The organism is Actinomadura scrupuli (genome assembly GCF_050971785.1).
In the GTDB taxonomy this organism is placed as follows: Bacteria; Actinomycetota; Actinomycetes; order Streptosporangiales; family Streptosporangiaceae; genus Actinomadura_E; species Actinomadura_E scrupuli.
Genome location: NZ_JBPCCU010000006.1, coordinates 377,732 through 400,457, shown reverse-complemented (window position 1 = coordinate 400,457; position 22,726 = coordinate 377,732). Strand labels below are relative to the sequence as shown.

Here is a 22,726-nt window from a genome sequence, read left to right as displayed (position 1 = left end):
CGCGCCACTGGTCCACGCCCCAACCGCCCACGCGCAGGCTACGGGGATCCGTCGCCATCGGCCTCGGAGATCCATGTCAGGTGGCGTTGCCGGGCTACGGCGAGGAGGCTGGGGCGTAGCTGATGGCGGCTGCGGCCCCTCGTCTTGACGGCGTGGCAGTCGGGGCACAGCGCGATCATCTGTTCCGGGAAGTCACGGCCACCGGCGGTGATCTCGGCGATGTGATCGACCTCGAGGATCGGGTCCCCTTGGTCGGTGAGGTCGGGTGCTTCCCGGTCGCAGGCGGGATTCTCGCAGCGGCCCTCGCTGCGCAGCAGTACCGCACGCCGGGCCGCCGCTAGCCTGATCGGATCCCGCCGCACGGTCCGGCGGCGTTTGCCGTACGTCTGGTCCTCGCGCTGTACGACCAGGTCACACCAGCGCCGGTAGGCAGCCTTGGGATCTCCGGCGGTGGTATCGGTACCGGGCTCGTCGTCGGCGAGATCCTCGTCATCGAGCCCGACAGCGGCCATCAGAGCGCTGTAGTCCCAATCCTCGAAGAACCGATCGACGATGGCATCGACCACCCGGATCCGAGCCTCCCCCGACCCGTGCACCAAATCGTGCAGCGGCACTGGCAGACCGCTGGACGGCCGGTGCTCATCGAACCATCCCTTCAGGGCCGTGTCACCGTGGGCAGGGGGAACCGCCCCTTGATGGCCCTGCAGATCCCACAGCCCCGCTCTGTACAGCGCCGCCACCGGGTAGTCCGGGCGTCCCTGGTCGCGCTCGCCTTCCCGGCGGTGCGCCTCCAGCAGCGGAACGAGCGCTTCGCAGGTGGCGGTCCATGGCATGAGCCGTTCCCCGTCACCGCGCGCCCGGCCGATTCCCCACAGCAGGACGACCGCCTGCTTGAGCATCGGCAGCCCCGAGGCCTGGGCCGGAGGCGGCTTGAGACCACCGATCGCGGTGAGGATCTCCGTGAGTGCCGCTTCCTCTGGGACCAGACAGACCATCGTCGATGACCTCGAACCCGAGCCGACGCAGGACCGCGACCGCGTGATCGAGGCCGCCGGAGAACTCGGACGCCTTCAGCGGCGAGCGCTCCGGCAATCGCCCATGGGCCACCCCGACGATCGCCTTGGAGTCGTACCGTCCGCCGTCGTGAAGCAGCAGATAGCGCCTTGACCTGCCGAACCCGTACGCGTCCAGAAACGCCTCACGACCGAGCCCGTCGAACTCCTCGATCGCAGCAAGCACCGCCGGGACCGTAATGTCATCAAGCGCCACCTTGAGGACGATATGCCATAAGACCGGCCTCTATAGGGCGGAAGACAGGTAGTTCGGTGGACACGGTGGCCATAGCACCTGTGGCCTGATCGGGACGGGCCTGGTCGTGACCGGTAGTGGCTGCTCTGCTGCTTCTACACACCGACGGATGGGATGGGTCCATTCCACCTGAAGGCGGTACCTTCTGACCGGAAAACCGAAGCCACTTGATTCGAGTGGCAGGAGTCGGTTCAGGGTCTGACAGAGGGACGCTTGATGGACAGCGGCAAAGAGTGCGCCAACTGCCGGGCTCCAATGCCGTCAATTGCCGGGACGGGCGATCGTAGCCAGGACGTCGTGTGGATGGTGCACTGCAAAGCGTGCGCGGCCCTGGCCGAGGAGCAGATGGCACTCATCGCGTCGCGGCCCACCGGAGCGAAGATCGAGATCTTCCAGTGTCGCATGTGCGGGACACCACGATCCTGCCGCACCGGATGGCGCACCCGGTGCATGGTCTGTCTCGACGACCGGACCCGCCTGCCCGATAACGCCGCGGAGCTGGCGAGGAAAGCCCTCGATGCCCTGGCGCGACGACATCCGTCAGACGCGGGTCTTGCCCACGTCCAGGGGGACGACCCACGTGAGGTCTGGCAACAGTGCGCCCTCATGGTCATCGCAGACAAGGTCGCGGCACTGTCATGGCCCGGCTGGACGATCCTGGCGACCGACATCTGGGGCCTGCCCTGGGACGCGACCACCTTGCTCCTCGAGCCGGCACGCCCGGAGTCACATGGCACCTGGGCCCGGCATGACGCCTGCGGCACCGTCCAGAAAGTCACACCGGCCCGCCCCGAGTGCGGACAGTGCCCACCGGAGGAGACGTCCCGCACCCACCGGGCCAAGGCCGACCGCCCCCACCACCTCTACCTGGTCCACTACCGCAGAGTCTGCAAGTTCGGGCACGGCACCGCCGCCCGGGTCCGTGAGCATCTACGAGCCGGAGCCGATGCCATCTGCGTGTTGCGGGCGCCTCACAAGCAGGTCGTTGACGCAGAGACAGCGATCAAACGTGCCTACGCCCAGACGATTCTCGGTACGCGGCGCCGCCAGCCGGGGAGCTTCGGCGCCGGCACCGAAGTCCTGCCCGCCAACACCGCCCTCGACATCCGCAAGCACCTCAACGGCGCACACGTCGAGGACGTCACCCACCGCTTCGCACCGGCCACAGCCTCGACAGCACGAGCACGCCGATGGTGGCCCTTGCGCCCATGACGATGCGCGTTAATCCTGTCAGCCCGATCCCCACGAACGATGACGTGTGCCCCAGCCGCAGAGATGCGCCCCATAGCTCGCGGAGGTCATCGAAGCGGCCGTTGACCATCCCCGGGACAGATCACTTCATGTCGGCCCGCGGGCGGGTTGTTGGAATCCAACGATCGTGCGAACGTGACGGTGACAGCTCGACGAGATCAAACTGTTGGCCGAGGAAGGCTTCGACCTGCGGGTACTAAAGGTGTCCGAGATCCGGGAATTTGAAGCCATGACCAACATCTGAGATCGTCTTAGTCGGCGATCAGGTCCTTTACGAGGCCCGCTACAACGCCGAGTGGGCACCCCTCGGAGCGCGGCGGATCAGCGACACCAATGCCATCAAGCAAGCCGGTCTGGAGATCGCGAATCTACACGAGTGACCCACCCCGGGTTGGTCAGTGGTCATCGACGCCTCATGACCCTACGGATGCTCACCATGCGATCTCGCTTCCGCAGGAGCGGAGAGTGAATGCTCGGACGTTGCGGTCTGCCCGTAAATCAGAAGGTCCAACTTTGTTGGCGAAGCAGTCCCTAATGATCCTTGTCCCAAGCGATGCTTGGAGCGAATGATGGTGTGACGCCGGGAGGCCGACGTTGGATGAGCTCGAACGGCAGTTCAATCGAGCCATGACGGCGATCTACGAGACCGCCAAGCGAGAACTCGGCTACAACGCCACGCGCTTCCTGCAGATGCTCAGTGAACGTGGAGGCGTGGCGACGGCCAGGCAGCTCTTGTGGTCGGACACCCCGTCTGATGGTTTCACGACCCTCTGGACCCACGGGCGTCTTGACCTCACAGTCGAAGCTCATGTTCTGCTGGCTGAGTACGAGAGCCTTTTCAGCGAGGAAGACCGTCAGAAGGCAAGAGAACGGCTGGAGCGCTACCGCTGAGCCCAACACGGGTGCACCAATTCAACAGCAACGGTGGTGGTCAGGCCCGATGCACTCAGCCGCTGCCTCTAACCGCGCATCGCTCTCCGCAGGAGTCCGGCCATGAACCCAAAGGTCTCGATCTCAGAAGCCGCCGACGGCAGCCAGGTCGTTCACTACGACGGCCAGAGTTTCGAGCTCACCCCTTCCTCTGACCGCGTCATCTGCCCGGGGGGCACCGGTACTGCGATCCATCACCGCGCTGACTGCATGCATATCGTTGGGAAGCACGACACGTGGAAGACCTATCCCGATCCTGACGGCAATCTGTGGCGGCGCTTGATCGAGTCCGCTTACGCCAACGACCAGGAAGGACGTCAAGCCTTCGCCGAACGTGAAGGACTGCGCAACGGCAGAGGCGGCCTTGTCCGCGATATCTGCGAGACCTGCACGTTGACCCCCGTCGCAGTCGGCGCGATGCGCTCTCCGCAGAGACCGTTGTCCGCCGCTCTCGCTGACTTCGACCGGGGATCCTGCGCAAAGCGGATTCTCGAAGCAAGGCAAGAGCTCGCGCAAGTGCTGCAGGACTTCCCGCTGGATTCGTGGGCGGACATGCCGCTAGAGCGGTACGCCCTCGGTACACCCGAGTACACCAATAGCTTCTGTCATCGTATGGAGTTCGGCACCCCTGCGTTGTGCAGCATGAAGGGCGGCAGCGCCAACAAGCACCTCATCTACCGGCGAAAGAGCGACAACAGCTGGTACTTCGACCCCGCCTACACCAACGAGCAGGAAGCCTGGTCGGCTGTACGAGCCGGATTCATCGACGCGTACCACGCCGCTCGCGAGGGCCGCCTGACTGATATCGACACCATCGATGCCCTACGGTCCGGCCCGGCCTTGACCGCCAAGGCGATTTCCTGCTACTTCCCTGATCTGATCACCCCCATCACCAGTCGGGACCACGTCAGGCGCTTCATCTTCCATCTCTGCGGTGACGCCGGGGCCGGGCTCGACCCGTTCGCCGCGCACGAACGGCTCAAGAAGCTCATCGACGCCGACGAACGATTCACCGGCTGGCACCCCTACGAGATCGGTGAGTTTCTGTACTGGTGGGCGGACCCACGCCCGAACACCACCGTCGTCAAGATCGCGCCGGGCTCTCGGGGCATGTACTGGGACGAATGCCTAGCCGGCGGCTACATCTGCGTCGGCTGGGACGAGGTCGGCGACCTGACCGCGTTCACCTCCGAGGACGACTTCCGGGAGGCGTTCCGCACCGCGTACACCGCGGAGTACAACGGCAACCAGAGCAAGCTGACCGCCAAGAGCAACGAACTGTGGCGGCTGGTCCAGCTCCAGCCAGGTGACCTCGTCGTGGCCAACCGGGGCACCAAAGAAATCCTGGGCGTAGGCAAGGTGACCGAGGCCAGCTACGTCTGGCGACCCGATCGTACGGAGTACCGGCACACCGTCTCCGTCGACTGGGACACCTCCTACGCGCAGACCCTGGCGAAACCCCAAAATTCATGGGGCACTGTCACCGTCGCAAAGGTCTCGGCCAGTCTCTGGAGGACGGTGAAGACCGGTGCAGCCACGTCGGGCGGTGACGACTCCCCAACAGTGTCCATCCGGGAAGCCGCCACGGTCGATCCGCTGTTCACCGAGCTCGCCGCCCATCTGAGCCGCAAGGGCCAGGCTGTGCTCTATGGCCCGCCTGGGACCGGCAAGACCTACACCAGCCTGAGGTTCGCCCTGTGGTGGCTGACCACGCAACTGCCCGAGCTGAATCTCGACGCGACCGCCGACTACGGGAAGGCGCCGTTCTTGAAGTCTCTGACCGACCTGTCGGCGAGCGCCGATGGCGAGAGGGCGGGCCACCTGACCCTGGTCACGTTCCACCCCGCATACGGCTACGAGGACTTCATCGAGGGATTCCGGCCGGTCCAGAGCGAAGATGGCGGGCTCAGGCTCGATCTCGTTGATGGGACGTTCAAGAAGGTTTGCACGGCAGCGGCCAATGATCCTGACAAGCCGTACCTGATACTGGTCGACGAGATCAACCGCGGTGACATCCCCAAGATCCTAGGCGAGCTGATCACCCTCCTCGAGCGAGACAAACGCGGAATGCAGGTCGTGCTACCGCAGAGCCGCAAGAAGTTCTCCGTCCCACCTAACGTCTATCTCCTCGGCACGATGAACACCGCTGACCGCAGCATCCGACTCCTGGACTCCGCGCTACGCCGCCGCTTCGCGTTCCATGAGCTGCTGCCCGACGCCGAAGTCCTCGACGGATCCCTCGTCAGCAAACTCGACCTGGGGATACTGCTGCGCGAGGTCAACCGGCGGGTCGTCAAGGAACTCGGCCGCGAACGTCAGATCGGCCACTCGTTCTTCCTGTCTGGCGACAACCCCGTGGACAACGAAGCCGACTTGGCCGCAGTGATCCGTAACGAGGTCCTTCCGCTGCTCCAGGAGTACGCCTACGACGACTACTCAATGCTCGCCCGCTTTCTCGGTCCGACGATCGTGGATGTCACCGGACACTGCATGGCCGACCTCGACGACGAGAAGCTGGTCGCAGCCCTCTACGCCGAACTCATGGTGGACGCGGGCGAACAGTGACCACCGTCGACGCGGCCGACGGCCTGGTCATCTTGAACGAGTACGAGTCCGTCAAGGTCACCGGGCTTCATCCAAGCTCAGCCGACATAGACGCTGCCGAGTCCGAGGCGCTCGCCAAACGAATCACGCTCCGGTGGCTCAGAGGCGACACACTCGAGATCACCGCGAACTCCCACGTCGGGGTGGTCAATCTCAACTGCGTCGCCATCCACGTCCGACCGAAACTCGCCGGCCGCGAGCTCTCTGTGCTGCAGATGCTCGACTACGCCAGCGGTCTACCGGCCCTGCGCAACCTCGACCAGCTACAGCGACTCGGCCAAGGGCTCCACCTAAGGGACCTGGTGTGCCTCCTGCTCGCCCGAGAGACCGACAAACTGCTCCGCCACGGGCTGCGTCGCGACTACCTCCGCCGCGAGGAGAGTCTGCCCGCCGTTCGCGGACGACTGCTCATCGACCGGCAGATCCTGCGCCGCTATGGTCAGCTGGATCGCCTGGAATGCCGCTACGACGAGCTCAGCAGCGACATCCCCGACAACCAGCTATGTGGCGCGGCTCTGCAAGTTGCCGCTCGGAGTACTGGAGACCCGACCGTACGAGCAAGCGCCCGCCGGCTTGCGGCGGACTTCGCGGATGTATGCGTGCCTGACAGGCTCAATATCCGCGCGACCGAGGAACGTCTCACCTACCACCGCGGAAACGAGCACTACCGCAATGCCCACCGCTGGGCGCTCCTGCTCCTGCGAGGCGCCGCCTTCTCTGACCTCTACTCGGCTACCGGACCGTCGTCACAGGCCTTCATGATCGACATGAACGTGCTGTTCGAGAAGTTCGTCACCCAACTCCTACGGGACGCCACACGAGGCAGCGGAATTGCCGTACGGGACCAGGACTCCCTCGACAAAGCCATCTGCCATCAGGACGGTCACAGCTACACCACCATCACCCCCGACATCCAGCTCGTCCATGGCCACGGCCCCGGAGCATGGCGTTGTTCCATCGATGCCAAGTACAAGCTGTACACCGACAACAAGGTCAAACCTGGCGACCTCTACCAGAGCTTCACCTACGCCCAAGCCCTCAGCAACCAGAACAGCCCAAGGCCACCCACCGCCTACATCCTCTACGCGAGCGAACAAGACGTGTCACCCCGGACCGTCATCCTTCACCGCCGCAACCGCGAACCAGCCGCACGGATCACATTGATCGCGATCAACGTCCCACACGCCCTCGAAACACTAGCGAGTCAAAATCGCCAACCGATGCTCGACAACCTCAGCAGCCAGATCCTGAGTTCTCGGCTCACGACCTCCAAGAGCGCAGTCGGGTGAAGACCAAGGCAGAGGATCTTGCCATTGGCTGCCAGGCACTGCGGCCGATGACGCGGCATGAGCAGGGCCGCACAGCCGAGGCGGCTTGAAACGTCGATGGCTCGGCCAACAGCCGCAGACTAGTGTCCTGCGCCTGAAATTCGTTGAAGATATCCGCTGAGGGAACATCACCAACTCCGGAACCGACCACGCAGACCCCACCACCGTCAGCGAGTGGGGGCAGCGCTTCTATTGCCAGCTCGCCGACCAGTGCGGCGGGCCCCGGCAGGGCGCCGGCCGCTGCACTTCGTGTAGCGGCCGCCCGGATGACCGTCAGGCGCGGTACGGCCAGGACCGGACCAGCAGCGGCTCGGGCCGGTACATCCCGTCGGCGTCGACGTCGAACACGCCCAGCGCCTGCAGGCAGGCAACCGCGGTGTCGGGGTCATCGACTGCCAGCGCTGCGGCCGCGACCAGGTCCGCGATCGTGACGCCGCCGCTATCGACGAGGGTTAGCACGGCACTGAACGCCTTGACGAGCTCCTCGTCGGCGGTGACACTGACCGCATTGACGAACGCAGCCGCGCCGGCTGGCGACGCGAGTTCCTCTGCGACCGCGGCCAGCGCCTGACCCTCCTCCATACCGGACGCTACGAGCTGGCCGGCCTGCTCGACGAGCAGCGGCCAGCCGCCGGTGACCTCGATCAGCCGCTCGAGCCGCTCCGGCACGCTGAACTTCTCGCTCGCCAACGCCCACACGCGCAGCGTCTGACGGGCGTAGCGGCGCAGCGTGACCGTGCCGAGCGCCGGGGTGTGTCCCGCGTCGCCGAGCACCGCCCGCCACAGGCACATCTGCTGCGGCCCGGCGACGATGACGGCCGAGCGTGTCACGCCGGGCTGCTGCGGACGCTGCTCGACTGCCGCGGTCAGCGCAGCGGTGCACGCCTCGTCGCGCGGCGCGAGCGCGACGAGGTCGGTGAGCACTACGCGCCGCTCGCCAGGTCGGCCGGCAACCAGCTCCTCCTCGAACTGCCGCCGGCTGGCGATCGGCGGCACAGTGAACCGGTCACCGACGTCGGCTGCAAGCCGCACGGCCTGCGCGACATCGCCGATGCCGGTCGCAGGCGAGCCGAGCACCACGCGGACCTGGTTGGCGTGGTCGCCGAGCACGTCGTCGCTCTGCCCAGCGGTCAGCGGCGAGCGGCGCCCGTCGGGCAGCTCTGCTCGCGTCTCCAGTGCGATGAACTCGTCGGGCACCGACAGCGTCGCCGCGCCGACGAGCTGCGTGATGACATCGTCCGTCGACCCGATCATGTGCAGCACGTTCGGGCTGCGCAGGTGCCAGCCCCGGCCGTCGTTGTTCGGCGCGAGTACGCCTAGGCCGACCATCTCCTGCAGGTACGCGCGGAACCCTTCCACGTCCAGCGCCGAGAAGCCGGCGTGCCACCAGTCCAGGCATTCCTCCCGCAGTTCCACGTCGGACAGCCGCGCGTCGAGGCCGGACTCGTGCGCGTGGTGTGCGAGCACGTTGGCGATGACGTTGTATCTCGGGTCGAGGTGCAGCGTGTCGTGGAACGCTGCGCTGATGTCGGCTTTGAGGTCGACGTGGCTCTCGACCGCGACGACGTCGGCGCGTGTGATGACGTACGGCGGCGCGGTGTCGGCGACGCCGCGGCTGGCGTGCAGGGTGGCGAGGAGGCGAGAGCCGAACATCTGCAGCAGGAACGGCTGGTACGAGCAGTACCCGAGGACCCGGTTGACCAGGTCGTCGTAGGCGAAGCCGTACCCGAGCGCCTGCAGTGGGCGGGTAAGCAGGTTCGTCGCGAACTGCGGCCGCAGCGGTCCGATGACGGTTGGGCGCTGCGCGAGGTGGCTGAACGGGCCGTTGCGGGCGCTCTTGGCGTAGCGCTGCACCGAGTGCAGACCGGCGAACACGACCTTGATGCGGCCGTCGGTGGTCAGGCCGAGTTCCTTGAGCCGGTTCGTCTCGAAGAACTCCGGCGCGTCGGACTCGAAGAACCGGTCGGACTCGTCGAGCAGAATGAGCAGCCGTCGGCGCGGGTCGGCGTTGAGCCATGCGAGCACGCCCGCGCGGACCTGCTCATGAGGGCTCTTGTGGCTCGTCTGGCGGCGCGGCGGCGTGATGACGCCGTGGTCGGTGAGGTCGCGTAGCAGCGCGTTCCAGATCGCGTCCGGTCCGATCGCCGCGCCTGCCCGGATGCCTACGGTGTCGAGGCTGAGGTACAGGCTGACCCGCTCGCCGGGCGAACCCTGCAATTCGAACATCTGGCCGGCGCTGCGCAGCAGCGCGGACTTGCCCAGGCCGCGTCCGCCGTAGAGCAGCTGCGTGCCGTCGGGGTCGAGCACGTTCTTGCGCTCGGCGTCGCGGCCGTAGAACATCTCCTCGGCCACAAGGCCGCGCTTCTTACTGACGTACGGGTTGGTGTTGCTGAACGGCAGCAGCACGCTCATGGTGGCATCCATCTGCCGGTTGCCGTGCGCGACCAGGTACGCTAGCGCGGCGTCGTCGAGTACCACGACCGGCGCGGTGCGGTTGCCCGCGACGGCGTACTGGGCAAGCTCGCGGCGGGTCTGCGCGCTCATCGTGCCGAAGTACGTGACAAGCAGGCTGTCGCCGGAGTTGTCCTGGTCGGCATGGCTGAGCAGCAGCTGCGCGCTCGGCTGACCCCAGGTGAGCAAGACGCGCAGCCGCCCGCCAAGCTTGCTGCCGAACGCCGGCACGAGCGCCTTGCCGTTGATCGTCACGTCGACCACGTCGATAAAGCGCCGGTCGCGACCGCGCTGCAGGTCGTCGAGGCGGCGGATGCGCTTGCCTTCGATGCCGATGACGCGCAGCGCGGGCAGTAGCAGGTCGCGTTCGGTGATCTTCTGCCGACCTTCAGGCGGGGTCGTGGCGAGCTGCCGCCAGCTGTCGAGCGCGACTGCGGCGAGCTCAGCGAGTTCGGGGCTGAGTCGGCTGAAGTCGAGCACGTCGCAGTCGGGTACCCGGCCGCGGCTGCGCACGGTCGCGATGACGTCGGGTGTCAGGCCGGTCGGCAGCGCGTCGGGGACGGCCGGGAAGAACCGCTGCAGGTGCCGCCACTCGGAAACCTGCGGTACCGGCTCGCCGATCTCGAGGAAGTAAATGAGCTCCGCGGCGGTCGACAGCTCGCCGGTGCCAATGAGCCGCTCGACGCGCTCGATGGTGCCCTCATCGACCTCAGGCAGCGCCACTAGCCGGTCCGACAGCCGCCGGGCCGCCTCGGCACGGTAGCGCGGCAGCAGCTCGGCGACGCGGACAAGCCGGGCGCGGACCGCCGCGAGGTTGCGCGTGGCGGCCATGTCGGCGTCCCGCAGCAGGCCGGTCAGCTCGCCGGCCTGTTCCTCGGAGACCTCGTTGTTGGTCTGCGCCCGGCGGAGTTCGGCCAACAGCTGTTCGTGCAGCTCCTCCAGCTCGGCCTGCACCGCGCTCTGCGCGGCTGTGACCGCAGCGGCGGTGTCCGCGCCGATTCCGTGCTCGGATGCGCCGGGCAGCAGGTTGGACTCAGCGGCGGTGAGGAGGAAGTACACGGCGTCGAAGTTCTCGGCCTCGACCTGCATGGCGACCGCGTCGGTCCAGGTGCGCTGCGCGGCGGCCAGCAGCTGCTCGACGGTCGTGCCGACTGGCACGGTGACGCGGCCGAGAACGGCGTCGACGACCGCACCGGGCACCTTCAGCAGCTCAGCGGTGAGCGCGAACGCTGGCGCGGGCTCACCGGCCGGAAGCGCGGCCTCGCCGTCGAGCACGGCGAACGTAAGCGTCAGCGACGTGACTGCCACTCGCGACGCGGCCGCCAGCAGCGGATCGGTGTGCTCGGACTGCGCCGCCAGGGCGGCGAGCACCGACTGACGCCGATCCAGCACCGCGGTGCGCATGTCGGCGACCTCGCCGGTGCTCCAGTGCTGCGCGGTACCGGACCGCCGGAGTGACAGGACTGCCTCGGTCCACTTGGCGAGGGTCTGGATGGCTTCATGGATGATGTTGACGAGGTCCTGTCGGCCGGCGCCTTCGATCGGCTTGCCAGACATTCCCTTGAATTTGCGGTCGAGCATGTCGATCTCGCGGGCGACGTGCGCAGCGTCACCAAGCCCCAGGATGGCGCTGGCGGCCTCGTCCACTGCGGACCGGTCGTCGTTGGCGGCGATGGTCAGCGGCCGGCCGAGCAGTCCGCCAGCGGACATCCACGCCTTCGCGATGTCCGTCGCGCGCTTGAACCGCAGCGTGCGGGGGCGCAGCATATTGCGGGCATCGTCGCTGACGGCGCGCAGCGACCGCTCGACCTCGCTGACGTCGGCGAGCACGGTCAGCGGCGGGGCACCGACGAGGATGCTCTGCAGCGCGCGCCGGCCGACCTGCTCGGCGACGGCCGCCAGATTCGGCTCAACCCGCGAAGCCAGCTCGGTGAGCACTGCCCCGGTCGTCGGTTCTCCGGTGACGAGGGCGGCGCGCAGCAGCGAGGCGACAATGAGTAGCGCGCTGGGCGAATCTTCGGCAGCGGCGGTCGTGTCGAGTTCGGTGAGCTCGCCGCGCAGCGCGGCGTTGACCGCGCCGGTCTCGCTGCGCACGGCGTCGGACAGCGCGGCGATCCGCAACGTGGCCTGCTGGCTGGATGACCACTGCCCCGCCTGCGCGACAGCGGCGGCCAGCCCGAAGCGTTGGGAGCCGATGAGGTCGGCGACGCCTTCGACGAGGCGGGCGTGCGCGACGACCTCGTCGCTGACGGTCACGGCGGCCTGAGCAGCGGCACCGCTGGCGGTCGTACCAGGCACCGGGACCTGGGCTGGGATTGCGATCTCGGGCAGCGTCGTGGTGTTGGCCTCGCCGTCGACGTCTGCGGGAGGCTCGTCGGCCTGCAGGGCCGCAGTGCCTCCGCTCGCCACCTCCAGGGCGGTCTCATCGCTGGTCGTCGCACCCGCCTGGTCTCCGGCGTTAGTGTCGGTCGTCGTCGCCGGGGCGGTGCCAGCGATCGTGTCGGCGGCCGCGTCCGTTGCTCCGGCGGTGCTGCGCGCGGCCAAGGCTTCTGCGGGGGAAGCGGACGTGCGGGTCAGCTGGGCCGCGGTGACGGCGAGCAGCGCCAAGTTTGGGTGGGCTTGGACGAAATCCTGCTGCAGCGCCACCACGTGCGGCAACGCGGTGGCCGGGTTTGCGAGCTCATTGAGCGTGGCCAGTGTGACCGCGAGGACCCGCTCAGCGGCGGTCCACGCCGGAGATGCGGCGAGGGTGTCTGCGCGCTGCTGCGCCTCGGCCAGCGCGGCAGCGAGCATCGGATTGTCGGCGGGCGCGACGAGGGTCTGCAGCTGCGCGAGCTCGGCGCGCACCGGCGGGTCGTCGGCGGCCTTGATGAGATCGTCGAGCGCGGCGCACACCGCCGCACCGGTGTCGGTGTCGGTGTCAATGGTGGCGCCTGCTGCCCGCAGCCTCGCGACCGCGTCATCGAACGAGGTGCGCGCAGCGGTAATCATGTTTAGGTCGTCGGCAGCCGGGGGCCGGTCGGCGGTAACGCGGTCGAGGATCCGCTGGGCGGCCGGCACCGCGGCCAGCAGCGCCTGCCGCAGGTCCTCACTGGCCTGCCGCAGCTTGGCGACGGTCGGCTCACCGACGCTGCCAGTGCTGCTGTCCTCGGTCGTCACCGTCATGCGGCGGTCCTCCTCGTCGTTCGCAGCGGCTAGCTGCTTGGCAGTGGTGTGCGTCGCGGCCGCAGCGTCGTCGTCACTGATCGGTGCCGGGGCCGAGATGTCCGGGTCGGTGCTCGACTCGTTCACCGTCACGCTCTCGGTTGGGTCGTCGTCGAGGTCATTGTGGCCGGACGGGGTTTCGCCGCTGTCGTCGAGGAACCGGAACTCGGGCGAGGCTGCGATGACCTTCTTGGCGGCCGTGACGATCGTGACAATGTGCTCGTCGGTGACGGAATCTGGTCGGAACCATGGCTGCTCGCTCGCCCACAGCCACAGCCGCGCGTCGCGCACGGAGGCGAGCCCGTTGGCCCACACAGCGACCCGCGCGAGCGCGGGCGACCAGTGCGCGGCCGGGTCGCGCACGACCGACAGCGAGAAGCGCTCGGGGAACTCTTCGGCGAAGGCATTCATCCGCAGGTCGCTGAGCACCGCCTTGGTCAGGGCCGCTGCCGAGTGCCGCGCGTGATGATCACCGGTGCGCGTCATCCGCGTGACTACGTCGCGGCACAGGTGCTGGCCGATGGTGCGGGGTGTAATCATGAGTCCGAGGGGTCGCAGCACCGACGGCCGGCGCGACAGCGGTGTCGCCGACAGGCCTCTGCTGACGTCCTGCGGCGTCAGCTGCGCCAGCGCTGAGGCCAGCGGCGCAGGGCACGCCATGAGCGCCGCGGACAGCTCGGTCAGCGCGGCGTCGCGGTCCGCGTCTTCGCCGAGGGGCCAGCCCGGGTCAGGCCAGACCGGGTAGGACGTGGACCCGTCACCATGTGGGCAGTTGCTACGACTGTGACGGGCTGCCATGAAGCCTCCGGGAGGGCGCCGGCTGGGGGGCCGGAACGTAGGTGACTGTAAGTATCGTGGTGATCACGAGCTGCCGCGGGAGTGTGGCCGTATGTAGGTGTAGCCCTTAGGCAGCTCGGCGGGGCCGAGGAGACGGAACCGGGCGCGGTCCTCGCGATAGGCATGCCGGGCTTCCTCGCTGGCCGTCCGGCCGGCGTCACCTAGCCAACGCAGATGGCCGGCTACCGCATGCATCCGCACGAACCGCGCCTCGAGTGCGCCAACGGACCGGCGCGATGCGATGGCGTGTGGGGGGCCTTCGACCGGACAGGGCTCGTAGACGACCAGCGGCACGGTCGGCGCGCCGGGTTCGGGAGGGAAGCGCAGCCTCCAGCTCGCGTCGACGCTGCCGATATCGCTGCGCAACTCCCCGGTGGCGAGCAGCTCGTCGACTACGACGTCGAGTTCGGTGGCTGCAGTGGCGTCGGCGGTGCCGTACACGGCGGCCGACAGGTGCGCGCGGGCGAGCACTGCGCGTCCGTCCGGGTGGAGTAGACCGAGGCGGCGCACCGCGCGCAACACGCGCTGCGGCAACGACAGCGGTCCGGTGTCGGGGCGCCAACCGGGCCGCCCGCCGCGGCATGGCTGCCCGGGGGCGGCGTCGCGGGTGAGGATTCGCGGGTCGTAGCGGTGCTCGATCTCCATACCGTCGACGGTGACCGGGCAGTCGAGCAGTGTCGTCGTCGCGCGGACCACGCCGGCCCCGCGTCCCCAGGTGCAGGTGAGTACGATGCTGGCGAAGAACTCCAGCGGCCACTCGACACCGGACATCTGCGAGCGCCCGAACAGCTCCGCGTCGACGGTCTGGGTAGCCTCGGCCGGGTCTAGGTCGTACCCGTCGTGGGTCAGCATCAGCCGCAGCCGCACGCCGGTAAGCCCGGCGTCGCGCATTTGCGTGCAGATGACGTCGGGCAGCGGCAGTCGGCCTTCGAGCAGGTGGGTCAGCCGCAGCGCCTGCGTCCACGACACCTGGCTGTCGATGACGGTGATCTCGTCCAGACCGCCGTCGTCGTCCGGCTCGGGTTGCGGGGTCTCCGGTACTGGCTCGGGCTCGGAAGCGGGGATGGGATCGGTGTCGGCCGCGTAACCCTTGGGGACAGCGAGCGGCTCGTCCGGCAGCACGGTCGGCAGCGTCGACAGCCACCCCAGGCCCAGAGGCTCGGTCACTTCGACGTGGACGTATGTGCTATCGGGGTGCTCGGAGCGCCACACGCCGCCGCCCTGCCAGGGGTCGTCGAGGCGCAGGTGCACGTCCCCGGGCAGCAACCCGGTCGTCTCGTCCACCTCGCGGCGGGCATAGTCGCTAATGACGGCGTTGGCGTGGCAGACCGCGAGCGCGTACCCAACGTCGAGCAGCTGTGTGCCGCTGTCGCGTATGACGCGCAGCCGCGGCCCGACCGCGGTGTACGTTACCGTCCGGCTGGGCGCCCACCTTCTTCGGCGCAGCGGCACGGCGCTTCGCGCCAGCTGCGCGGCGAGGCTGCCGAGGTCGCCGCTGCCGAGCGGTCCGGGGTTGCCGAGCCGGGCGGCCAGCGACGCGCGCGTGAACGTGTACCCGCGCCACATCCGCAGCTCCGGCATGCTCGCCAGCGCGTCAGCGACGGTGGCGAGTATCCCGGTCAACGCGGCAGCAAGCTGTTCCTCGCTGGCGTCGTCGGACAGCACGGTCGTCAGCGGCAGCGGCGCGGTGGCGCTGAGCAGCTGGTCGCGTCCTCGGGTGAGCAGGTACTGCGCGTAGAACGCGGTCTCGTCGAGGTCGGCGTCGCGTCGCGTCGCGTACTGCGCATCGAGCAGCACGTGCCCGTCCGCGTCCAGCCACCGGCCGCGCTGGCGGAGCCGGTCGAGCTGGGTCCGCGTCGTCGAGAGGCCCTGCCCGAACGCGTCGATGTCGACGACGAGACGCTCACGCAGCACCGACCCGCCAGGCGGCGCGTCGGCGACGCCTGGCCCGGTCGCGCCGGCGGGCGCGCCACTGAGCCACCCCGGCAACGCACCGTCGGCCTCCAGCGCGGGATGCGCGCCCTCCTTGTACACGACCTCGGCGAACAGCGGCTGCTCTCCGGCGGCGATGTTGACCATCGCGCCGACGGGCAGCGCCTCGGTCATCTCCCCGAACCGCACCTGCGGGAACGTGAACAGGTCCAACGGCCCGCCGACGTATCCACCGGTGGTCAGGTCGTAGCCGAAGTACGCCGCGTTGAACGCCACGTTGACGTGGACCGGCGCGCGGCGGGCGGCGACGAGCGCGGACAGATACCGGGCCAGCCGCTCACGGTCTTGGGGCGCCGTGGCGTCCCAGCCGAGCGCCATCGCTGGCGTCAGGACCGGCCCCTCGGCGAACGGGCGCCACAGCGGCGCGACCGCGGCTGTTTGCGGGGCGGTCGCTGAGCCCTCGGCGGGGCGGTCGCTGAGGTCGGTCACGGCGCACCTCCGGTTCCCGCCGCCACAGGACCGGCCGCTGCCGCGGCGCCGGCAGAGGCGACGCGGGCGTGTTGTCGGGCCTCGCGGCGCATGTGGCCGACCTCGCGCCATCGGGGGCCAGCCGGCACGACCCGTCCTGCTGCCTGCAGCCGGGCCAGGGAGTCCTCCACGTCGGCCAGCCGCACGGCCGGGTTCGCGCCGAAGTACCGGCTGTTGACTAGTCCGGTCCGCAGCCGCACGCGGCGCCGGGTGCGTGGCGAGAAGTACGTGTCCTCACCCCGCAGCGCCCGCAGCACGTCGCGGGCGTGGACGCCGGGAAAGACGTCCCATACCAGGCGGAAGACCTGCTCGTCGAGCCGCTGCTGCCGGTGTGCGGCGTCGATGCGCGCACCGGCCGGCCGCGGCCGAGGCGTCTCGAGCGCGACCGCGACGGCCGGCTTGCTCTCCCCGGCCGGCCACGTCGGCGTGTCCCAGCACGCCGAGCAACGGTTCGCCGCCGTCGAGCAGCAGCCAGCGGGCAGGTCGGCGACGCCGAAGTAGTCGGCGAACTTGCGGTTGGCGCACGTCGTCGAGTCGGTGAAGAAGTCGCGCAGCAGCCGAATCTCCTCGGCCGCCCGGGCGACCTTGCTGGACACGGCCGGCAGGAACTGCTGCGGCAGCGTGGTCGTGTGCACGGCGATGCCGGTGACCAGACGCCGGCTCGGCGCGGCCGACACGTCGAGCAGCCCGCGGTCGTGCAGATCGGCCAGCAGTTGCCAGGTACCAGCCGCGTCGTCGGCGACGGTGCGGTATTGCGACAACGTCGCGGCCAGGTATTCATCCAGCCGCGCGACGTCGAGGTTGTTCCGGCACAGCACGCCCGCCACGCTCGAGCGGACCGGCAGCGCGAGCACCGCCGTGACAACACGGTCCTCCACGTCGCAGTCGGCGTCACCACCGCTTCGGCCGGCGGCGGCTCGGGATGGTGCCGCGCCGAGGAGTTCGCCGGGCTTGACGGCACAGTACGGCGGGAAGTCGCCGAGGTCGGCGACCATGCCGAGCCCGGCGAGCCCGGTGAAGGCGCGCACCACTCCTGCCGTGTAGCTGTCGGCCGTGCGCGGCTTGCGCGCCTCGTCCGGGGTGAGCCGCCCGGCGGCAAGGTCCTCGCCGATCAACGCGTCGGCGACGCTGGTCGGATCCAGCACCGTCCGGCACGCCAGGACGGCCCGGCCCATCCGCTCGAGCAGCGCGGGCGGCAGGTCGCTGCCAGTCATGAACGCGACGGTGCGCAGGCCGCGGCCGGTCAGCAGCGCCAGCCCGACGTTCGCCGGCTGCGGCGCAGCGCCGCCCGGTCCGCCGCCGACGGTGTCGCCGGTCTGCGTTCCGGTCACCGCGTCTCCGTCGGCCTCCGGCGTGCCGACCGGGAGCTTCACCGTTCCCGCCGCATAGGGCATCTCGGCGCCGGTGACGGTCTTACCGGCCATGTCCCGGCCCGCCCGGCCGATCTGCTGGTACAGCGCCGCGAGGTCGGTCGGCGCGCTGGCGCAGAACACTGTCCGCACGTCGGGACGATTGATGCCGAGTCCGAACGCCGACGTGGCGACGATGACCAGCGGAGCGAACCCCTCCTCGCCCTTGCGCGGCGCCTCCCGGAACTCCGTCATGACCGCCGACTTCTCCGCCTCGGTGAGCCGGCCGTGGAACCTTCGCACCCGCACGCCGCCCTCTCCGAGGTAGTCACGCAGGTGCGCGTGCAGCGCGACGACTTCCTTTACTGTCAGGCAATAGAAGATCGCGTGGTCGTGGACGGCGTCGAGGACCTCCTCCGCAAGGCCGGCGCTGATGGACAGGCCGGCCGCGTTGATCGTGCGTCGGAAGATCGCCAGCTCGGGCCGGATCGGGCTCTCCCGTACGGTCAGCAGCGTCCCGTCAGCGGCCTCGGCGGCTTCGCCAGCCGGACCGTCGGACGCCTCGGCCGGCAGGCCGAACACTCCTTCGCGCAGTCCGGCGTACACCGTGCGGTTCGCCGTCGCGGTCAGCGCGGTCACCGGCAGGTCGTGGTCGCGCCGGAGTTCGGCGAGGAACTGCTCCACCCGGCTCATGGACGGCCGGAAGTCGTCCCACTGCACGAACGTGTGTGCCTCATCGAGCGCGATGCGGGTGACGATTCCGGCCTCGACCGCAGCGCGGACGACCTCCCGGAACCGGCGCTGGCACAGTCGTTCGGGCGAGACGTACACAATGCGGATGCCGTAGTCAGCGCGGCCGAGGAGCTGATCGGCAACCTCGGTCTTACCGGCCCGGCTGCTCGACTCGCGCAGCGGCGCGACGAGCGCGCGAACCGCGCCACCGATGCTTCGGTTGAGCTCGAGTGCCTGGTCGTGCATGAGCGCGACCAGCGGCGAGACGACAAGCGTCACGCCGGGCAGCACGAGCGCCGGCAGCTGGAAGCAGAAGCTCTTGCCGAACCCGGTGGGCAGGAGCCCGAGGACGTTTACTCCGTCGGCGACCGCGCGGATGACGGCCTGCTGCGACGGCTTGAGCGTGGTCGGCTCGTCGGACAGGTGCAGCAGCCCGCCGATGGTGGCGGCCCGGGCGAGCACCTCAACGCCGAGGGTTCCGTCGACGCGATGCCGCGCGACCTGCTCGGCGGTGAGCGCGAGCTGCCGGATGCGCCGGGTCTGCGGCAGCAGCGTGTGCTTCTCAAGCGCCTCCGGCGTCGTCAGCTGCGCGGCACGTTCGGCGGTGAGCAAGCCGTGCGTGGCGGAGAAATTCCAGATTCGCGCCCACCCTTCGTTCATCGGCACGACGTTGCCGCCGCCGCGCTCGCCGGTGACCGAGTCATCACGCAGCAGCCCCTCGTCGAGCGAGCCGATGAACGTCTGCCGATACGCGCGGCGCAGCGCAGTGTGCCCGGCGAGCTTGCGGTCGCTGATAATGACGACGCCCCGGTGCCGCTCGGACCGGATAAGCCGCCCGACGGCCTGCCGCAGCTGCAGCGCCGCCAGCGGCAGGTAGTAGTGCTCGGTGGCGACCGCCTCCGGGTCGTCGGCGTGCGCGGCCTCGGCCCGCATGGTGATCGCGGCGCGGCGAGCCTCGATAACCGGCGCGGCAAACGGCGCGAACGGCAGCTTGTTGATCCATACCAGCCGAAGCCGCTGCTCGTCGGAGACGTCGACGCCCTGCCACAGGCCCTTCGTTCCGACGAGGATGCCACCGCCGTGCTCAGTGTCGGTGAACTGCCGTACGCTGCGGGGGTTGCCGAGCACGAGTGCGGACAGCACGGGGGTCTCGTCGCCGCGGGCGCGCAGCTCGGTGGCGAGGTAGTCGGCGATGCCGCCGGCGGTCGAGCGTGCGGTGGTGAGCACCAGCGCGCCCCCGTCGTGCCCGCCGCGAGCGCCGGGCGGCGCGTCGTCGGGCACGTCGACTGGCGTGACGATCTCCTGGGCGTAGCCAGCGAGCTGGTGCGCGACGGTCCGCATCGCACCCTCGGCTTGCTCAGCCCAGGACGGGAAGTCGGAGAAGCACACGAGCTCGGCCTGCCGCCCGTAGTCGAACGGCGTCGGCAGGTGCAGCGTCGCGATGCTGGTCGGTAGGCCGAGGCGGTCGCGGATGAACTGCCACCGCCCCGACACCCGCAGCGTCGCGGACACGTAGTAGGTGCGCGCGAACGTGGCAAGGAACTGCTGCCAGACCCCGTCGGCGGCCAGCTCCACCGGACTGGTCGCCACGCGGAACCGGTAGGAGCGCAGGCCAGCGCGCAGCGCGTCGAGCTCCTCGGCGTACACAACCCGGTTCGACGTGCCCGGCGGCAGCGGCCCGAGCGGCACCCCCGCAGAGCTCGCGCCGTTAGCCGTCCGGTCGCCTGTGCCGTCGGCGGCGGCCGAATCATCGCCACCCGTGTCCTCGCCTGCCTCATCCTCGGCCGCGTCGTCCGCAGCCTCGTCGTCGCTTCCGGCGGTGGGACCATTCCCGTCGCCGTCGGCACCACCGAGCCCGTTACCGGTGCCGGTGGTACTACCGCCGTCGGCACTGGCCGCCGGCGGCAGGCCGAGGATGCCATCGACATCGGCGACGATCCTCCGGCCGGCCTCCTTGACCTGCGCGCACCGGGTCAGCAGGGCCCGGATGCGCTCGACCTCGAAGAAGTCCAGGCCCGGACCGAGCACGTCCAGATACGCCGACAGCATCCCGACGAGAGCCTCGCACTGCCCGGTCAGGCGCAGCAGCAGTGCGATCAGCGTGCGAACCTGCCCCACGCCGGCGCCGCCGGCATACGCGCTGGCCAACGTGACAGTGCGCGACCCGACAACGACGCCGGCGCCTGTGCCGCGCGCATCGAACGCCTGCCCGGCCACTCGCGGCAGCTGCTCGTGGTCGAGCAGTAGCCCGAGGTTGTCGACGGCCTCCCGCACCGCGTTACGTTCGGCGCTTCGGCGGGCGGTGTCCGTCCAGGCAGTCAGCTCGCTGAACAGATCCTCGACGGTGCGGTAGTCCACCGTCGTCGTCAGCGCCGACGTCGCCGCGTCCTCGAGCTGGTGCGCCTCATCGACGATGAGCAGCGTGTCGGTGCCGAGCTTGCCGAGGTCGTCGAGGTGGGCGAGCAGCAGCGCGTGGTTGGCCAGCAGCAGCCGGTGCGCCGCGAGCGCTTCCCGAACCGCGTCAGTGTGCGCGGCGACCGGCGTACCCGCCTCCGCGGGGTACTCCCCGTTGCTGGCCTGGCTCAGCGACTCCAGCCACACCGGCAGCGCCGGACCGGCGTACCCGGCGAAGAACGCGGGCACGTCGACCGAGTCAACCGAGTGCGCCGCCCACGAGCTGAGCACGTCCGTCGACGCGAGCAGGCGCAACGTCAAGTAGACGACGAACTCCCGGAACGTCGGCCGCGCCAGGAACCGGTTGCGTGACCCCGGCCGCGCCGAGCGACTGGCATCGAGCGTCGTCGCGTCTGACAGCACCACGTTCAGCGCCCGCAGCGACAGCCGGTTACTCTGCCCCTTGACCATGTCACTGGCCTCAAGCAGGCCTGGAACGACCTTGTCGAGCCGTGCCACGTCCTCGGCCAGCTGCGCCTGCAGCTGCTTTGTGAACGTCGTGACGATCACCGTGCGCTGCGGCGCGCCAGCCAGCCAGTCCAGCGCCGCGGCCAGGATGGCAAAGCTCTTGCCGGTGCCGGTCGGCGCCTCCAACAGCCCCGGCACCCCTGCGTCGGCCCAGCCGTGCAGCGCCGTCGTCATCTGCTCCTGCGCAGGTCGGCGCTTGGCAGCCGCGCCGTGCGACACGGACGCCAGCAGCACCGGGTCGACGCGGCCGTCGGCGCCGCGCAGCGACGCACCGACGGTGAGCGAGCCACGACCCGCTGCGGCGGCCGGTGGCGTGCCCGCTAGCGCGCGACGTGGCCTGTGCCCGCCCAGCAGTGCACCGAGGATCGCGGCCACGTCACCGACACCGTGCGCACGGGCCTCGCCGAGCAGCTGTCCAGGCGCGGCACCTCGCGTCGCCGCGGCGAGGTGCCGCACCAGCACCCACGCTGACGAGTCGGCGCACACCGACGCGACCACGTCGGCGAGGTCAGCGGGCCACGCGGCGACCTGTTCGCCAGCCCGCGTCAGCAGCCGCGCCAGCAGCTCGGCGTCGTCGCCGGCGTCGTGCCAGCCCAGTTCGGAACGGTCGACACCGAGGGCGTCGGCAAGCTCGGCAAGGCGGTGACTGTCTGCCGTCGGCCACAGGGCGAGCGTCAGGTAGTACGCGTCGACCGAGGTCGGCGCCAGCGTCGGCAGGCCTTCCCTCTCGTACGCCGCCGCGAGCAGCGGGAAGTCGGCCTCGGTGCCGTTATAGGTGACGACCATATCGGCGTCGGCGGTGAACGCGTGCAGCTCTAGCAGCGCCCTCGCCGGTGCGATAGCCGAGGCCGTGTGGCGTTCACGCAGCGACGCCGAACGGATCTCCCACGTCTCGTCGGGCAGCTTGACGAACCAGTCGCGCCTCCGTTCCGCGGCGATCCACGCGGCGTCGGTGCCGAACCGCACTACTCCGATCTGGAAGATTCGCTTGTCGAGGAACGGCTCGCTGGCCGTCGTTCGGACGACCGCTTCCAGGTCGAGGGCGACCGCGCGCAGGGGCCGGCCGGATGCTGGCCCGGCCGCCCGGGTCGGTTCGGGCTCCTGCTCGCCGGTGCCGGGAACCCGCAGCCGGCCAGCGGCCTCGAACAGGACTCCGGCCACGACGGCACGCGAGATGAGGTCGGCGACGCGTCGCGGGTGCAGCCCGGTGAATCGTCCCTCCGCGGCCACTGTCAGCTCGGTCAGCGTCACTCCGTCGGGATACTCTGAGACGAGGTCGACGAGCCGCCGTGCCGCTGCGGGCAGTGCTATATCTGCTTCCCCGCTAGCGTTTGCCACCCGCGTTGCCCC

8 protein-coding genes and 1 pseudogene are annotated in these 22,726 nt (G+C 69.4%); 4 read left to right on the top strand and 5 right to left on the bottom strand.

The annotated features are described in order from the left end of the window. Positions 1-38: 38 nt before the first annotated feature. Together ACRYCC_RS27415 and ACRYCC_RS43995 are read right to left on the bottom strand one after the other, a co-directional pair. Positions 39-995 carry a phosphorothioated DNA-binding restriction endonuclease family protein gene (locus tag ACRYCC_RS27415; protein WP_433816571.1) on the bottom strand — a complete coding sequence of 319 codons (957 nt, stop codon included), beginning with the start codon at positions 993-995 and terminating at the stop codon, positions 39-41. Positions 996-1,014: 19 nt separating this feature from the next. Further along, positions 1,015-1,269 (bottom strand): annotated as a pseudogene (locus ACRYCC_RS43995) (ScoMcrA-related endonuclease); the annotation flags it as partial. Positions 1,270-1,524: 255 nt separating this feature from the next. Between ACRYCC_RS43995 and ACRYCC_RS27410 the strand changes: the two are divergent. The 4 genes from ACRYCC_RS27410 to ACRYCC_RS27395 all read left to right on the top strand — a co-directional run bounded on the left by ACRYCC_RS27410 (position 1,525) and on the right by ACRYCC_RS27395 (position 7,382). After that, positions 1,525-2,520: a hypothetical protein gene (locus ACRYCC_RS27410; RefSeq protein ID WP_433816570.1), complete on the top strand. Its 996-nt coding sequence runs from the start codon at positions 1,525-1,527 to the stop codon at positions 2,518-2,520. Between the two features lie 633 nt (positions 2,521-3,153). Then, entirely contained in the window at positions 3,154-3,450 is a 297-nt protein-coding gene (locus tag ACRYCC_RS27405) for a hypothetical protein (RefSeq protein ID WP_433816569.1), read from the top strand. 102 nt (positions 3,451-3,552) lie between these two features. Continuing rightward, positions 3,553-6,054, top strand: a complete 2,502-nt coding sequence (locus tag ACRYCC_RS27400; RefSeq protein WP_433816568.1) for an McrB family protein — start codon at positions 3,553-3,555, stop codon at positions 6,052-6,054. Continuing rightward, positions 6,051-7,382, top strand: a complete 1,332-nt coding sequence (locus tag ACRYCC_RS27395) for an McrC family protein (protein WP_433816567.1) — start codon at positions 6,051-6,053, stop codon at positions 7,380-7,382. The genes ACRYCC_RS27400 and ACRYCC_RS27395 overlap by 4 nt, the downstream gene beginning before the upstream one ends. Positions 7,383-7,694: 312 nt before the next feature. Here the strand turns inward: ACRYCC_RS27395 and ACRYCC_RS27390 are convergent, their stop codons facing one another. The 3 genes from ACRYCC_RS27390 to ACRYCC_RS27380 all read right to left on the bottom strand — a co-directional run bounded on the left by ACRYCC_RS27390 (position 7,695) and on the right by ACRYCC_RS27380 (position 22,627). Next, the gene (locus tag ACRYCC_RS27390; RefSeq protein ID WP_433816566.1) at positions 7,695-13,874 is read right to left on the bottom strand and encodes a hypothetical protein; all 6,180 of its coding nucleotides are present in this window, start codon (positions 13,872-13,874) and stop codon (positions 7,695-7,697) included. 63 nt (positions 13,875-13,937) lie between these two features. Further along, a complete protein-coding gene (locus tag ACRYCC_RS27385) occupies positions 13,938-16,334 on the bottom strand; it encodes a hypothetical protein (RefSeq protein ID WP_433816565.1) in 2,397 nt (798 codons plus the stop codon). Next, the gene (locus ACRYCC_RS27380) at positions 16,331-22,627 is read right to left on the bottom strand and encodes a DEAD/DEAH box helicase (RefSeq protein WP_433816564.1); all 6,297 of its coding nucleotides are present in this window, start codon (positions 22,625-22,627) and stop codon (positions 16,331-16,333) included. Before ACRYCC_RS27380 ends, ACRYCC_RS27385 begins: the two co-directional genes overlap by 4 nt. Positions 22,628-22,726: the final 99 nt, after the last annotated feature.

Bases quoted from the DNA above. Each gene is read 5' to 3' on its own strand.
- ACRYCC_RS27415 (WP_433816571.1), bottom strand. From the start codon at position 995: ATGGTCTGTCTGGTCCCAGAGGAAGCGGCACTCACGGAGATCCTCACC.
- ACRYCC_RS27390 (WP_433816566.1), bottom strand. From the start codon at position 13,874: ATGGCAGCCCGTCACAGTCGTAGCAACTGCCCACATGGTGACGGGTCC.
- ACRYCC_RS27400 (WP_433816568.1), top strand. From the start codon at position 3,553: ATGAACCCAAAGGTCTCGATCTCAGAAGCCGCCGACGGCAGCCAGGTC.
- ACRYCC_RS27410 (WP_433816570.1), top strand. From the start codon at position 1,525: ATGGACAGCGGCAAAGAGTGCGCCAACTGCCGGGCTCCAATGCCGTCA.